This window comes from Lampropedia puyangensis (assembly GCF_004833285.1).
Lineage (GTDB): Bacteria > Pseudomonadota > Gammaproteobacteria > Burkholderiales > Burkholderiaceae_C > Lampropedia > Lampropedia puyangensis.
Window position 1 is genome coordinate 1 of record NZ_STFG01000024.1, and the last position, 15,098, is coordinate 15,098.

Annotated in this window: 10 protein-coding genes and 1 pseudogene; 7 read left to right on the plus strand and 4 right to left on the minus strand. The window is 50.5% G+C overall.

Translation table 11 applies throughout. The features are described from left to right. Positions 1–280, minus strand: a pseudogene (locus E9531_RS15105) (IS481 family transposase); the annotation flags it as partial. A gap of 330 nt (positions 281–610) precedes the next feature. On the opposite strand from E9531_RS15105, the gene ftsH reads away from it, so the two are divergent. The 5 genes from ftsH to E9531_RS15130 all read left to right on the plus strand — a co-directional run bounded on the left by ftsH (position 611) and on the right by E9531_RS15130 (position 8,557). Then, a complete protein-coding gene (gene ftsH / locus E9531_RS15110) occupies positions 611–2,539 on the plus strand; it encodes an ATP-dependent zinc metalloprotease FtsH (protein WP_136574605.1) in 1,929 nt (642 codons plus the stop codon). Positions 2,540–2,708: 169 nt separating this feature from the next. Continuing rightward, positions 2,709–3,566 carry a dihydropteroate synthase gene (gene folP, locus E9531_RS15115; protein WP_136574637.1) on the plus strand — a complete coding sequence of 286 codons (858 nt, stop codon included), beginning with the start codon at positions 2,709–2,711 and terminating at the stop codon, positions 3,564–3,566. Between the two features lie 143 nt (positions 3,567–3,709). Beyond that, complete coding sequence (glmM, locus tag E9531_RS15120) at positions 3,710–5,050, plus strand: phosphoglucosamine mutase (RefSeq protein WP_136574606.1); 1,341 nt, start codon at positions 3,710–3,712, stop codon at positions 5,048–5,050. 172 nt (positions 5,051–5,222) lie between these two features. Next, entirely contained in the window at positions 5,223–7,604 is a 2,382-nt protein-coding gene (locus E9531_RS15125) for a Tex family protein (RefSeq protein ID WP_136574607.1), read from the plus strand. A 164-nt stretch (positions 7,605–7,768) separates the two neighbouring features. Then, positions 7,769–8,557, plus strand: coding sequence for an HDOD domain-containing protein (locus tag E9531_RS15130; protein WP_158291812.1), 789 nt, complete (start codon positions 7,769–7,771; stop codon positions 8,555–8,557). Positions 8,558–8,604: 47 nt separating this feature from the next. On the opposite strand, the gene E9531_RS15135 is transcribed toward E9531_RS15130, so the two are convergent. Further along, positions 8,605–8,919 carry a c-type cytochrome gene (locus E9531_RS15135; RefSeq protein WP_136574609.1) on the minus strand — a complete coding sequence of 105 codons (315 nt, stop codon included), beginning with the start codon at positions 8,917–8,919 and terminating at the stop codon, positions 8,605–8,607. 188 nt (positions 8,920–9,107) lie between these two features. On the opposite strand from E9531_RS15135, the gene E9531_RS15140 reads away from it, so the two are divergent. Beyond that, positions 9,108–9,800: a dienelactone hydrolase family protein gene (locus E9531_RS15140; protein ID WP_136574610.1), complete on the plus strand. Its 693-nt coding sequence runs from the start codon at positions 9,108–9,110 to the stop codon at positions 9,798–9,800. Positions 9,801–9,877: 77 nt separating this feature from the next. Here E9531_RS15140 and E9531_RS15145 read toward each other — a convergent pair whose 3' ends face one another. After that, the gene (locus tag E9531_RS15145) at positions 9,878–11,263 is read right to left on the minus strand and encodes a class I SAM-dependent methyltransferase (protein ID WP_136574611.1); all 1,386 of its coding nucleotides are present in this window, start codon (positions 11,261–11,263) and stop codon (positions 9,878–9,880) included. 140 nt (positions 11,264–11,403) lie between these two features. Beyond that, positions 11,404–13,611, minus strand: coding sequence for a FepA family TonB-dependent siderophore receptor (locus E9531_RS15150; RefSeq protein WP_136574612.1), 2,208 nt, complete (start codon positions 13,609–13,611; stop codon positions 11,404–11,406). 520 nt (positions 13,612–14,131) lie between these two features. On the opposite strand from E9531_RS15150, the gene E9531_RS15155 reads away from it, so the two are divergent. Further along, complete coding sequence (locus E9531_RS15155) at positions 14,132–15,091, plus strand: glycosyltransferase family 2 protein (RefSeq protein WP_136574613.1); 960 nt, start codon at positions 14,132–14,134, stop codon at positions 15,089–15,091. Positions 15,092–15,098 lie beyond the last annotated feature (7 nt).

Here is a 15,098-nt window from a genome sequence, read left to right on the forward strand (position 1 = left end):
GTAAGTATTTGATGTCCACATGCACATAGCCAGGCGCATAGGCTTTGAACTTCTTGGCCCTGGGTTTTTCTACCTTGGGCTGCATGGTGCGCAGGTTGCCAACGCCGTGGCGCTGCTGGCTTCGATCCAAGCCAGAGCGCGAGACATCTGGGCACACGAACTCACGCATGACAGCCAGCAGATCGTCCAACGATAGCAACAAGCTCTTGCGCAGGTGCACCGCAATGGCCTCTTGCGCGGTATTCATCGTGGTCTGCAGCCGGTGGGCTGTATGACTGCGATNCAAGGCGACACTGTTGGTTCATTGACGCCGCTTTGTTGCGCTGCTAGCACTAGATTGGAGTGTGGCGATTTACCGATTTAAGCAAAACGAGGTTGTAGTAGACGGTGTTCTTACGGGTCAATCCCCTACTGGGGCAGTAACCATTTAAGCGGCTCGGAGCCTTGAAAAGCATAGAATTGGGCTTAATTGAAACAGTAAATCAACCCACGGTGCGCTTGTAAGCCATCTGATACAGTGAATGCAGCGCTTTTCTATGCAATGGACAGCGCAAATGCGTGGGTTGAACGTGCAGACAATTGTCGGTGAAATATTTTCAGGAGCAATGGCTTGAATAATCAATGGATCTCCAAAGTGGCGATGTGGCTTGTCCTCATTGTTGTTTTGTTTACGGTATTCAAACAGTTTGATACCAGTGGCAGTGGTGGTGCGCAACAAAAGCCGTACTCTGATTTCATCAGCATGGTGCAAAACCACCAGATCCAAGAGGCTGCCATTCAAGAGACTGGTGCAGGTGGGGTGGAAATCATGGCCACTACTACTGATGGCGCCAAAGTGCGGACTACTGGGACGTTTTTTGACCGTGGGCTGATTGACGATTTGATCAATGCCAATGTCAAGTTCAATATCAAAGAGCGTGAACAGCGTTCGCTGTTGGGATCCATTCTGATCAGTTGGGGCCCCATGTTGCTTTTGATTGCTGTATGGGTGTACTTCATGCGGCAGATGCAAGGTGGCGGCAAGGGAGGGGCTTTTAGCTTCGGCAAGAGCAAAGCGCGCATGCTTGATGAGAGTAACAATACCGTGACTTTCGCAGACGTGGCCGGCGCGGATGAAGCGAAAGAAGAGGTCAAAGAAGTTGTTGATTTCTTAAAGGATCCTCAGAAATTCCAACGCTTGGGTGGTCGTATTCCTCGTGGTCTCTTATTGGTTGGGCCTCCTGGAACCGGCAAAACTTTGTTGGCGAAGTCGATTGCAGGCGAGGCCAAAGTTCCATTCTTCAGCATTTCTGGTTCTGATTTCGTTGAAATGTTTGTGGGCGTTGGCGCCGCTCGCGTGCGCGATATGTTTGAGAACGCCAAAAAAAATGCGCCTTGCATCATCTTCATTGATGAAATTGATGCCGTTGGTCGTCAGCGTGGTGCTGGCCTGGGCGGAGGCAATGACGAGCGCGAGCAGACTCTTAATCAGATGCTGGTTGAGATGGATGGATTTGAAACCAACATGGGCGTGATTGTGGTCGCGGCTACAAACCGACCCGATATTTTGGATGCAGCACTTTTGCGTCCAGGGCGTTTCGATCGTCAGGTTTATGTGACACTGCCAGACGTCAAAGGACGTGAGCAAATTTTGAGCGTGCACATGCGCAAAATTCCTGTGGGACAAGACGTGAATGCCAATGTGATTGCGCGTGGCACACCTGGGATGTCTGGTGCTGACTTGGCTAACTTGTGTAATGAGGCAGCCTTGATGGCAGCGCGCCGTAATGCGCGTGTTGTGGAGATGCAAGACTTTGAGTCTGCCAAAGACAAAATTTTCATGGGGCCAGAGCGCCGCTCTGCGGTGATGGACCCAGAGGAATTGAAAAACACGGCCTACCATGAAGCAGGGCATGCTCTAATTGGTCGGTTGCTGCCTAAGTCTGACCCGGTGCATAAAGTGACTATCGTTCCACGTGGTCGTGCGTTGGGCGTGACTTTTACGCTGCCTGAAAAGGATCGCTATGGCTACGATAAGGAATGGGCGTTGAGCCGTATTTCTATGCTCTTTGGTGGCCGCATTGCTGAAGAAGTGTTCATGAATCAGATGACCACTGGGGCTTCGGATGACTTCAATAAGGCGACCCAATTGGCCCGCGACATGGTGACTCGTTACGGCATGTCTGATGAATTGGGGCCAATGGTTTACGCCGAAAATGAGGGCGAGGTGTTTTTGGGGCGCTCAGTAACCAAAACAACCAATGTCAGTGAGGCTACGATGCAAAAAGTAGACACTGAGGTGCGTCGTATCATTGATGAGCAATATTCCTTGGCGCGTCGTCTGATCGAAGAGAACCAAGACAAGATGCATGCCATGGCGAAAGCCTTGTTGGATTGGGAAACTATTGATTCGACTCAGCTTGATGAAATCATGGCAGGTAAGGCGCCAACACCTCCGAAGGATTGGGTGCCAAAACATCCTTCTGTTGGAGGTGGCAACAACAATTCAGATGGCGGAACGCCATCTGTGACAACAGATCCATCGCCTTCTGCTGCGTAATTACGTGGTTTCAGTTGGTAGGGCGATGAGTTAAACATGCGGGGCTTTCATGCCCCGTTTCTTATTGGTGGGCGCGGCTACTCTCCTACGTGAATGCCATTTGCGTGAGTCCAGTGCGCGTGCATCCTCTCAATCTTTCTGTGATGAATTTCAAAACCGTATCATGCATATGAATACGCCCCAGCCGTATTGGCAAACATCTCGTTTCGATCTCAGCTTGCAGCGCCCACTGGTAATGGGCATTGTCAATTTGACTCCAGATTCGTTTTCTGATGGCGGGCGTTACAACGAGGTGCGAGCTGCGGTGTTGCATGCCGAGTCTTTGCTGGCACAAGGAGCTGATATCTTGGATCTTGGGGCTGAGTCAACCCGACCTGGCAGCCCTGCCGTATCTTTAGAGGATGAGCTTGCACGTCTTATCCCTGTACTCAAGGAGTTGGTGTGCTTGGGGAAACCAATTTCTATCGATACCTATAAGCCTGAGGTGATGCGTGCTTGCCTTGATCTTGGTGCTGACATCATCAATGACATTTGGGCGCTACGACAAAACGGTGCTCTGGAGGCTGTGAGTCAACATCCAAGATGTGGCGTGTGCCTGATGCACATGCACCGCACACCGCAAGACATGCAAGTGCAGCCTATGGCTGGTCCTGTTGTGCAGGATGTGCGCCTTTTTTTGCAGCAGCATGCACAAAAGGTTATGGATGCTGGTGTCGCAGCAGAACGCATCACGTTAGATCCAGGTATCGGTTTTGGTAAAACCGTCGAGCAAAATTTTTCATTAATAGATGGACAGGCCGAATTGTTGTCTTTGGGGTTTCCTGTGCTGGCGGGGTGGTCCCGTAAATCGGCGCTGGGGGCTGTTACTGGCCTAGATGTTGGGCAGCGGTTAGTGGCCAGCGTGACCGCAGCAATGCTGGCAGTTGATAGAGGGGCCCGTATCGTGCGGGTTCATGACGTCGCAAAAACAGTTGAAGCGTTGCAGGTGTGGCAAGCCATGCATGATGCAGGGTTGAGTTTGCGATAAAGGCTTTTTGTGCATGCTGTTGATGCGTGGTCGCAGTTGGCCTGTTTTGTCTATAAAACGTATCAAGTCTGGTAACGTCACGAATGGTTTCAAGGACATTATTTGCCCATGGAACGACTGATTTTTGATTGAAAATACAGCCTATGAGTAAACAATTTTTCGGCACGGATGGCATTCGAGGCACTGTGGGGCAAGAACCCATTACACCTGATTTCATCTTGCAGCTTGGGCATACGGTAGGCCGTTTATTAAAAAAAACACAGGCTAGTCCAACGGTCTTGATTGGAAAGGACACCCGTATTTCGGGCTATATGCTCGAAAGCGCGTTGGAGTCCGGATTCAATTCCGCTGGTGTAGATGTAATTTTGTTAGGCCCCATCCCCACGCCGGCGGTCGCTTACCTCACACGCGCTATTCGCGCTGATTTGGGAGTTGTCATCAGTGCTAGCCACAATCCCTTTGAAGACAATGGAATCAAATTTTTCAGCGCGCAAGGCACTAAGCTGTCGGATGACTGGGAGGCTTTGGTTGAGAGAGGTCTTGGTCAGGCGCCTCAATGGGCGCCTTCGGCCGCGCTGGGTAAGGCACGGCGCCTGAGTGATGCAGCTGGGCGCTATATTGAGTTTTGTAAGAGCACCTTTGCGCACGACTTGAGCCTCAAAGGATTGAAGTTGGTGGTGGATGCGGCGCATGGTGCGGCTTATCAAGTCGCACCCCAGGTGTTCCATGAGCTTGGCGCAGAAGTGATCAGTATTGGTGTGGAGCCCGATGGCCTCAATATCAACAAAGGAGTGGGGGCGACTGCGCCCCAGGCGTTGATAGCCAAAGTCAGAGAAAGCGGTGCTGATTACGGTATCGCATTAGACGGTGATGCTGATCGCCTACAGATGGTTGATGCCAGTGGACGTCTTTTCAACGGGGATGAATTGCTGTATGTGATGGCGTGTGACCGTTTGGAAATGGGTGAATCTGTGCCTGGCGTGGTGGGCACATTGATGACCAATATGGCCATCGAGGAAGCCCTCAAGCAAAAACATGTGGCATTGCTGCGTGCCAAAGTGGGGGATCGTTATGTGCTGGAGGGGTTGGCGCAAAAAGGCTGGCAACTCGGCGGGGAGAGTTCAGGTCATTTGCTGGCACTGGACAAGCATACGACAGGCGATGGCATCATCAGCGCTTTGCAAGTGCTCTTGCGTGTGGTGCGCAGCGGTAAAAGTGTGGCCGATTCTTTGGTTGATGCGGCCTTGTTTCCGCAAACACTGATTAACGTTCGACTCGACAGTCGCGATGGTTGGATGCAGCATGCGAGCTTTCAACAGCGTATACGCGATGCTGAACAAGCGCTGCAGGGGCAGGGCAGGCTATTGGTGCGCCCCAGTGGAACGGAGCCTGTGCTGCGTTTGATGGTGGAGGCCAGAGACGCTAACGTGGCGCAACGTTGGGCGCAAGAATTAGCCGATACGCTGCAACGAGCAGCAGGCTAAGCAGGTATGGTATGCGATGCATGTGTTCATGTTCTCCCAGTGGGAGACACATGTATAGACATGCAAATTTTTCAACCGTTTTCTATTTTATTTTGATGCAGTGATTGTCCGTTTTGCCCTACCGCTTTTGTGAAGCTTTGAGGCAAACGGCTTCATTGACGTGAATTTGCTCATGGCCACGATCGATCTCGCAACACAACAACGCATTACCCAACTGATTGCTCAAGAGTTGAGCGCCTCTGCAAGGCAAGTTGAGTCTGCCATTGCCCTTTTGGATGAAGGCGCTACAGTGCCATTCATTGCCCGCTATCGGAAAGAAGCAACGGGCGGCTTGGATGATGTGCAGCTGAGGGCTTTGGATGAGCGTTTGGGTTACTTGAGAGAGCTCGAACAGCGACGCCAAGCGATTGTAAAAAGCATCGAAGAGCAAGGCAAACTCACACCGATTTTGGCGACTCATCTTGCCCAGGTGATGACCAAGCAAGAATTGGAAGATATCTATTTGCCTTACAAGCCAAAGCGCCGAACAAAAGGGCAAATTGCTAAAGAGGCAGGCTTAGAACCATTGGCGTTGTCGCTTTTTGCAGACCCGAATCTGGTTCCAATTGAGGCAGCTCAAGCTTTTGTGAAAGCGGAAAAAAGTGAGGATGGTGCTGATTTCACAACGGTCAATGCAGTGCTGGATGGTGCGCGGGACATTTTGGTCGAGGCTTGGGCAGAGGATGCGGCACTGGTGCAGCATATGCGGCAATGGCTTTGGGATACCGGGGTACTGGTTAGCCAGTTGATAGACGGCAAGAACCCTGATGAGTCTGAAACAGCCAAATTCAAAGATTATTTTGCTTACGATGAACCGATTGCGCGCATTCCATCGCATCGTGCATTGGCTGTATTTCGTGGCCGCAGTTTGGACATTTTGCACGTTCGCCTGACGCAAGAGATTGAGCCTGAACCAGGCAAACCCAGCTTGGCCGAAGGGCGTTTAGCGTTGCAATTGAAATGGAGTCATCAGCAACGTGCTGCTGATGACTGGCTGCGCAAGGCCGTTGCCTGGCTGTGGCGTGTCAAGCTCAGTTTGTCTTTGGAACGGGACTTGTTTGCTAAATTGCGCGAGGCAGCTGAGGGCGTTGCTATCAAAGTGTTTGGAGACAATTTGCGCGACTTGTTGTTGGCTGCGCCTGCAGGCTCTCACACCGTGATGGGATTGGATCCTGGCATTCGAACCGGCGTCAAGGTTGCCGTTGTGGATGCCACAGGCAAGTTGTTGGACACGGCAACAGTTTTTCCACATGAACCACGCCGCGATTGGCAAGGAGCCTTGCACACCTTGGCAGCATTGTGTGCCAAGCATCGAGTGGTTCTGATCGCGATTGGCAATGGGACGGCCAGTCGTGAGACCGATAAGTTAGCGGCTGAATTGGTCAAAATGCTCGCAGACAAGACTGGGCACCATATGCAAAAAGTGGTGGTCAGTGAGGCTGGGGCATCGGTTTATTCTGCCAGCGCATTCGCGAGTGAGGAAATGCCTGATGTCGATGTCAGTTTGCGCGGCGCTGCCAGTATCGCGCGTCGTTTGCAGGATCCTTTGGCTGAGCTTGTCAAGATCGACCCGAAATCTATTGGTGTGGGCCAATACCAGCACGATGTGAACCAGACTGAGTTGGCACGTGCTTTGGATGCCGTGGTGGAGGATTGCGTCAACGGTGTTGGCGTGGATCTGAATACTGCCAGTGCACCGTTGCTGGCACGAGTGTCTGGGCTGAGTAACACCGTTGCGCGGGCGGTGGTGCGTTGGCGCGAAGCCAATGGGGCGTTTAAAAATCGCCAGCAACTGCTCAAGGTTTCTGGCCTCGGGCCTAAGGCATTTGAGCAAAGTGCAGGCTTTCTGCGTATTCGTGATGGGGACAATCCGCTTGATACCACAGGCGTGCACCCGGAAACCTATCCCATCGTTGAAGCCATTTTGCAGACCACGGGTAAGCCTGTTGACCAGCTCATGGGCAATACGCAATTTTTGAAGACCCTCAAACCCGAGCAGTTTGCGCGCGATGGAGTGGGTTCCATTACGGTCAAAGATATCTTGAGTGAACTTGAGAAGCCTGGGCGTGATCCACGGCCTGATTTTGTTGTTGCCCGCTTCAATGATGGCGTTGAGGATATTGCTGATTTAAGACCTGATATGGTCCTTGAGGGGACGGTGAGCAATGTCGCTCAGTTTGGTGCTTTCGTTGATTTGGGGGTGCACCAAGATGGTTTGATTCACGTCAGTCAGTTGGCCAACCGCTTTGTGGAAGATGCTCGCGAAGTGGTCAAAACTGGGCAAGTCGTCAAGGTCAAAGTGCTGGAAGTTGATGTGCCTCGCAAGCGAATCAGCTTAACAATGCGTCTGGATGCTGTCGTCACTCGCGCTGGTGACCGATCAACAACATCAGACCCGAAAAGCAACATGAGTGCGGGGCGCGATGCAAAAGTGAAAGCTTCTTCACGCGGATCGCAACAGGCCCCGCAGTCGGCCATGCAGTCTGCATTTGCCAAATTGAAGGGCTTGAAATAGTAGATCAGTGGGCAAGTGATCATATGTCACAATGTGTGACATATGATGTTCTTGTTTGCCTTCTAAAATGTTAATTTTGTGCAAATAATTTATTGTGCTTACTTCAATTAATTCGTGTTTCCTAAGAATTTGCTTGACGCGCTCTGGAGATAAAGGGGGCAAGTGTGGCTGATGGCTCGATACTGCCGTCATTGCCATTTTTTGCTGGCAGCTTGGCTTTTTTGCAGCAGGAGTTGCAATCTGCACGACCCCGCATGGACCAGCTTAACCAAGGTTTTGCCAATGAACCAGCATTGACTGCACGTTTATTGGTTGTTTGCAGCCAGCGCTGGCCGCAAACCTGTTCCCATGCGAGCGCAGCGTTAGCATTACTGTCCATAGATGATTTGCGTGCTGCGTTGGTGGGACCTCTTGGGTCTCCGTATGCCAATGCGGTGAACAAGGATAGCCATTACCTAGCATGGCGAAAATATGTATTGGAAGTAGCGCGCATTGCCCGGTCGTTGGCGAGGGACTTACTTCTTAATGAGCAATTGGCCTATAGCGCTGGGCTATTGCATGCAATTCATATGATTGGCTCGACCAATGGTGGGGGGCTGAATGATTTTCCTGAAAAGAAAAAATCCAGTCCGTTGGCTTCGCTGCGAAAGCAGGCATTTGCGTTTATTGCCTCAATGCCATCTGGCAGCAGCTTTAAAGACAGTGCGCTTTTTATAAAACAGTGGGGTATGCCTGAGATTTTGAGCAATATTGTTCAAAATTGTGAAGCGCCGTTAGAGGACGATGAAAACATTAGCCCTTTGGCTGCAGTACTGCATTTGGCTGTATGGCGTGCATGCATTTCAAGTCTTGGCATGACATATAGCACCTCAACCTATCCCGCTGAGGTGGCGCTGTCGCTGGGGATGGATATGGACATGGTCTTGCATCAAGAGCCTATCCGTTGGAAATAATCCAACGGTGTATTTAACGAGTTTTTTTAAATCACAGTTGAAGACCGTTACTTCAACTGCAAAATCCATTCCGCTAGTTTTTTCGCTTCTTCTTCATTGACCCGGGTGTTGGGGGGCATGGGTACAGGCCCGTATACGCCTTTACTGCCGTTGCGAATATGGTCCACCAAAATCTGGAGCGCGCCATCTTCGCCTTGCCGTTTGGCCGCCACATCTTTGAATGCAGGTCCCACAATTTTTCGTTCTACGCTGTGGCATGCGATGCATGCCTTGGACTTCATCAGACTTTCATCTGCCCACGCCGCCGGGCTGAGGCCGTACAGGCTAGTCAGTAAGGGTATGCAAACGAGCAAATAACGCATAGTCGAGAAAGCATCACTTTCGCAATGCAGAAAAGGTAGTCAATACAGCGGCAGCAAGCGTAACACATCCGATCATGACTATGATTTGCCGTGTACAGCGACCTATACTGAGGCGAAGTAAATGGCAATTGCTGCGATGAATGCACTATTGTTGATCAGAGTTAATGTCGATTGGTAAAGGATGTTTTATGGGCGAATGGATCAAACTCACTAGCGCAGATGGTTTTGAATTGGATGCGTACTTGGCGCAGCCGGAAAAACATGCAAAAGGCGCACTAGTGGTTTTGCAAGAGATCTTTGGCGTTAATGCACATATTCGTGATGTAGCTGATCGCTTTGCCAAGGAAGGCTTTATGGTGGTTGCCCCCTCAACGTTTGCGCGAGTGAAATCTGGCATAGAGCTTGGTTATGATGAAGCGGCAATGCAAGATGGGATTGCGCTGAAATCAGCCGTAGAGGCATTGCCAGGCAAAGGTGTGGTGCAAGACATTCAAGCGGCGGTGGATTTTGCGGGCCAGCAGCATGTTGGGAAAGTGGGGGTGACCGGATTTTGTTGGGGGGGACTGCTTACCTGGCGCTCCGCAGAGCTGGTTAGTGGCTTATCGGCTGCTGTAACTTATTATGGTGGTGGTATGACTGGCCCCGATGAGCTCACTCGTCAGCCCAAAGTCCCTGTGATGGCGCATTTTGGTACTAAAGACCATTGGATATCTCTCGACAGCGTGAGTGCATTTGAACAAGTTCAGCCTTCAGTACAAGTACATGTGTACGAGGCGGATCATGGGTTCAATTGTGATCCGCGTGCTGCTTTTGACGCTACTGCAGCTGATCTCGCGTGGCAACGTACGGTGGCCTTCTTCTCCCAACATTTATCGCTGTAAGACATAACCAATTGCCAATTGCCATTTGCTTTATGCGAATTAAGCCTGAAACGGGCTTGTGTTATGGGGTTAAGCAACTAGATCTGACTTGCTAAGTCTGGTTGATTGGCTGCAATGAATATGTTGCGTAGCTGTTGTAAACGTTGGGCAATTGCGTTTGTTTGGGCGTGGTCTTGCTCTGCTGCTGCAAACTGAAGCCAGCCAGCCCAAGCCAATGTTTGTAGCACTGGGTTGAGCGAGCCAGGTGCTGTGCAATAGGGCTCTAATCGGGTTAGTTCGGCATAGGTTTGGCTGCCATTTCGCAGTTTTTGCACAATTGGTTGAACGTGCCCTGCAGGTAATTCCACAGGGCCAATACGTGTAGGGATGCGGATGGATATGTCTCGCTTGCCTGCTGTTTGAGCTGCAGGCAATAGAGCTACGCGTTGTTTCATCAGTTTGGCGCGATGCTCTTGGGCTGAGAGTTGTATTGGACTTTTTTCGGGGGCAGCGGTGGATGCTTGGGGGAGTTTTTGGTACAAATCGCGCCGCATCGTTTGATTGCGTGCGATGTCCTTGGTGGTTTCAATTTGTGCAATGCCTATGCCTTGGTGGTGCATATGGCTGACCAAGTTGCGCAGTTTGGTTGGTAATGAAAACGCGTCGATATTTTCAATTGGAGTGGCACTGCCTGCGTATACACAGTTGCTCTGTGTTAAATCGGCCATGACATCGGAGACGTGCAGCGCCGACCAATTGCGATTGAAAAATTCATGAGCCAGATAAGCTGTGTCCATGTGGCGTATACGCTCAAGTTCGCGCCAGGCGGCAGGTTGTTCTACAAAATAGCCTGCACCTCCTTGGGCTACAGTGAGTGCCAAATCCAGACTATTGTGAATGTGGTCTGCGTGTGCGCCGCCTAGGCGCTGTGCATTCAGGTACATCAACCTCTGAGTAGCTGCGAATGTGGCTGCGCCTGGCTGGCAGTTGTACGCCAGATAAGCGATGCCTTTGGGTTTCAAGTACTGGCCAATGATGGCATGCATGGCATGCCTTGTTTGCACATTTACCCATGAATACACCCCGTGTGAGACGATATAGTCAAATGCAGATACCTGTGCTTGACGCCATTCGTTACCCAGTAGTCTTGGCAAAACACCTTCAGGTGACAGTGCTTCAAAGTTGGCACAGAGAAAATGCACATTCTCGAGTGCGCAAGCTTTTGCCCATTGGCGCGCCTGTTCTATTTCGCGCTCACTGAGGTCTATCCCAACAAATACACTGTGAGGGTATCGTGCTGCTGCGGCCAACAAGTTCACAGCACTGCCACATCCTAATTCCAGCCAAGTAAAAGGGCGCTCGATTGATGGCGCATCAATGCCAATACCGGTCAATGTGGCATGTAGCCAGAGCGGCATCATTTCCCGGTGAAAGTGGGCAGGGTATGCCACATCAGTAATGTAGGCGTTGGCAGGAGTAGTCATCGGAACAATAGCTTGGAAAGTCGCTGCGATTGATCATAAAAGAAAAAGCCACTTGGACATCAAAATGCCCAAGTGGCTGCAGCTCAGTATTCTGGGGCAGAGAAGTGCTGATCAAAACACCTTCACTGTTGTCGTCAGACTCAGAATGAGCCAGTCAATGTGAAGTAATAGGCACGGCCTGGCTCGTTGTAAGAGGCAGCACCTGCAGATTCAGAGTTGGCCGTGCGGTACAAGCGCTTATTACCTAGGTTTTCAACACCAAAGCCTGCGCGCAGATTTTTGTTGATCGTGTAGTTGGCTCGCAAACCAAATAATGCATAGGAGCCACGGCCCTCAGTGGTTAGTTCCTGGCCACGCGAGCCCAGCGTACGAGGTTTTTGCTTGCCATACACAGTCGCAGTCAACTCAGTGTTGAATTTGTCATTGATGCGCCAATCAAGCGTGCTGTTGAGTGTGTACTTAGGAATGATCGACAGCGGTTGACCTGTTTCCTTGTTCTTGTTCTGATCCATTACAGTCAGGTTGTTGAACAGTTTCAGGGTATCACCATGGTTACCCAGCAACGGAATATTCAAGCTGCCTTCCAAGCCGCGTACTTTGGCCTTGCCGGCATTGAACCATTGGAAGCGACGAAATGTTCCATAGTCGTCAGGAGCTGCGTTGGGCATGTCGGCCACGATTTTATTTTTGTAATCGTTGTCGAAGAATGCCAGGCTTGCATCCCAGCCTTGGTGGTTGTTCCAAGCCACACCAATTTCTTTGTTGATGCTGGTTTCCGGTTTCAAATCAGGATTGCCTTGAATGTAGCAAGGACCACTGATGCCAATTGGACAGCCATTGCCCATGGTGGTGTACCAATACTCAGGGTTTGATTGGTAAATATTTGGCGCTTTGAATGCGCGCGCAACACCACCGTTGATAGACCATTGGTCATTGAGTTGGTAGGTGGCATTCAGGCTGGGGCTCCAGTTGCTGCCGAAATTGTCGTGGTGGTCTAGTCGAACACCAGGAGTCAGTACCAAGGCTTCACTCAAAGCAATATTGTCTTCCAGGTAAACGGCCCATGTGTCTGCGCTGGCTTTACCTGTGCCACTGGATTCAAAGCCAGCAGGAGGATTGGCATTTTGTGATCCTGGATCTTTGATCTTTTCCTTGCGGTACTCCACACCAGTGGTTAACACATGGCTCATGCCACCCAAGTTCAATGGCGTGTACATCTCACCATTGAGGTAGTAGTTTTTCAGCTCGGAGTTGTTCCAGGTGATAGGATCGGTGAATGCACCTTCGCTGGAGCCGGCAGCACCTTCGTTGATGTAACGGCGATTGGTGTCTTCGTATTGGAAGATCACGCGGGAATTGCCCAAGTCGCCCCAGTTGCCTCGGTGTGTGACTGATGCGGTGCGGCGCAAAGTGCGATTCGTTTCTGCACCACTGTCTGTCAATTGCTGCTGAATGGGGTTCAATGCGCCTTGGATAAAACGCTCACCAGTGTAGATACTGCCTTGGCGACTCAAACCTGCCTCGAATTCCAACACTTGGTCAGGAGTCAGATCCCAGCGCAGCAAACCATCAATATCCCGGTTGCGTACACCTTCACGACCTGCAGCAGGGCTTGCTTGTTCACCGACCCCGAGGTTGATTCCTGGCTCGTCACGGTCTGTTTTAGCCACATTGCCGTAGAGGCGGAAAGACAAGTTCTCGGCCAATGGTCCTGCTAAATTAAAGCCCAGACGTTTACTGTCGCCCTCATTGCCTTCTTGTGGTGTGCGGTAGTAAACCGTCGCTTCACCGGTGAGTTGGTCGGTCGGTTTCTTGGTAACAATGTTTACCACACCACCGGCCGCACCTGAGCCATAGCGCGCAGCTGCAGGGCCACGCAACACTTCAATACGTTCGACTGCACTGGCAGGAACCCAGTTGCTGTCGCCACGCGTATTGCGCTCGCCTGTGCGGCGCATCATGGAGGAACTGCGTGATTGAACGGGTTTTCCATCAATCAAAATCAGGGTGTTCTCAGGGCCCATGCCGCGGATATCAATTTGGCGTTGGTTGCCAAATGCCCCGGTAGAGCTTGCTCCTGTCAAGTTGACGCCAGGCATGGTGCGAATCAATTCTGACAGGTCATTAGCCGGAGGACGGTTTTCGATGTCTTGCGCCGTGATGGTAGAGACACCGACTGCTTGGCGCAGTTGATCTTCTGCTGTAATCGTGACTTCTTGCAAAATGCTGTCTTCTTCAGCATTAGCGGTTTGCGCCACCAGTGGCTGAGCGAGTAGGCTTGCTGTTGCAGCAGCTGCAACAGAGATTAAAGGGCGACGAAAACGATGGCGTAGAGGAGCGTATGGCATAGCACTAACAGAGAAGAAGTTGAGAACAATGATTTAAATTATTGTAATGAAAATAACTCGCATTAACTGTGTTTGTTGATTTTTGTGCTGCTTTTGTAATGTAAAGATGTGGAAAATTGCCAATTGTTGTCAATACATCACGATAGATGACGCTGAAGAAATGAAGGTGGATTCATCTCCTACATCTGACATTCACAAATGTGAGCGTTTTGTTGAGCGGTGTTTTTAAAAAAGGCTGTTGACCACTTTAAGCCTTTGAACGTTTGTTCGGCTTTGGCTTTTCAGGTGCTGTCTATACTTGGGTTAGTATCGGCTGGTTGGTGGATTGCCTTAAGGCCATATCACCAAGCTGCCAGTTGGCTGAATTGATATGCAGGAACCTAACTTAGGGTTCAGTATCTACGGTTGGTCGGCATGGTTTTGTGTACAGCACTTGATGTGTTTTGTCATGGTTTCAACGGGCTTTTAACCACAACAATTCAGTGTGTTGTTTCTTTCATCTTTGAATATTGTGTAAGCCATGTCAGCTCCCTTAGTTGCCGTTGTCATTCCTTCTTATAAAGTTACACGCCATATCATGGACGTACTGGCTGGCATGCCAGACTGCGTGCAGCGTATTTATGTGGTGGATGATGCATGCCCAGATGGGAGTGGGCAGTTCGTGCAAGAGCACAACCAAGATCCTCGCGTTCAAGTGCTGTTTCATGAGCAAAACCAAGGTGTAGGTGGCGCTGTGATGACCGGCTACCGTCAAGCGCTTGAGGATGGCGTTGCGGTGGTGGTTAAAGTCGATGGTGATGGGCAAATGGATCCGAGTTTGATTCCGCGCTTTATCAAGCCGATTTTGTCTGGGCAGGCCGATTACACCAAGGGCAATCGGTTTTACCGTCCACAATCATTGCAGGTCATGCCAAAGGTACGCTTATTTGGCAATTTGGCGTTGTCGTTCATGACAAAACTCAGTAGTGGGTATTGGCCCAATATGGACCCTACCAATGGCTATACCGCTATTGCCACCAATGTATTGAAGGTGTTGCCGTTGGAAAAAATTGCGAAACGGTATTTTTTCGAGACGGATCTTTTGTTTCGGCTCAATACGGTTCGTGCCGTGGTTAAAGATATCCCTATGGAGGCCGTGTATGGCGATGAAGTCTCTAACTTGAATGTGCGCAAGGTGTTGCCGGAATTTCTAATGGGTAATCTTTCACGCATGGTTAAGCGATACGTGTATACCTATTGGATTCGTGACTTCAATTTAGGATCGCTATACAGTTTGTTTGCCAGTTTGTTTTTGCTCTTTGGTTGTGTGTTTGGCGCGTTGAAGTGGATTGCAAGCTGGTCCAGCCATGTGCCATCAAGCAACGGTACTGTGATGCTGGCTGGTTTGACGGTTTTGATCGGTGTGCAGTTTTTGGTTGCATTTTTGCACTTTGATGTGAATAACGTGCCAAGTCAGCCGGTAGCGCAAGAGTTGGAATAGTATCTAG

What these genes read in the sequence shown, in the direction of transcription:
- E9531_RS15135 (WP_136574609.1), bottom strand. Translation starts at nt 8,919, where the DNA reads ATGCGTTATTTGCTCGTTTGCATACCCTTACTGACTAGCCTGTACGGC.
- glmM (WP_136574606.1), top strand. Translation starts at nt 3,710, where the DNA reads ATGAGTAAACAATTTTTCGGCACGGATGGCATTCGAGGCACTGTGGGG.
- folP (WP_136574637.1), top strand. Translation starts at nt 2,709, where the DNA reads ATGAATACGCCCCAGCCGTATTGGCAAACATCTCGTTTCGATCTCAGC.
- E9531_RS15150 (WP_136574612.1), bottom strand. Translation starts at nt 13,611, where the DNA reads ATGCCATACGCTCCTCTACGCCATCGTTTTCGTCGCCCTTTAATCTCT.
- E9531_RS15155 (WP_136574613.1), top strand. Translation starts at nt 14,132, where the DNA reads ATGTCAGCTCCCTTAGTTGCCGTTGTCATTCCTTCTTATAAAGTTACA.
- E9531_RS15125 (WP_136574607.1), top strand. Translation starts at nt 5,223, where the DNA reads ATGGCCACGATCGATCTCGCAACACAACAACGCATTACCCAACTGATT.
- E9531_RS15140 (WP_136574610.1), top strand. Translation starts at nt 9,108, where the DNA reads ATGGGCGAATGGATCAAACTCACTAGCGCAGATGGTTTTGAATTGGAT.
- E9531_RS15145 (WP_136574611.1), bottom strand. Translation starts at nt 11,263, where the DNA reads ATGACTACTCCTGCCAACGCCTACATTACTGATGTGGCATACCCTGCC.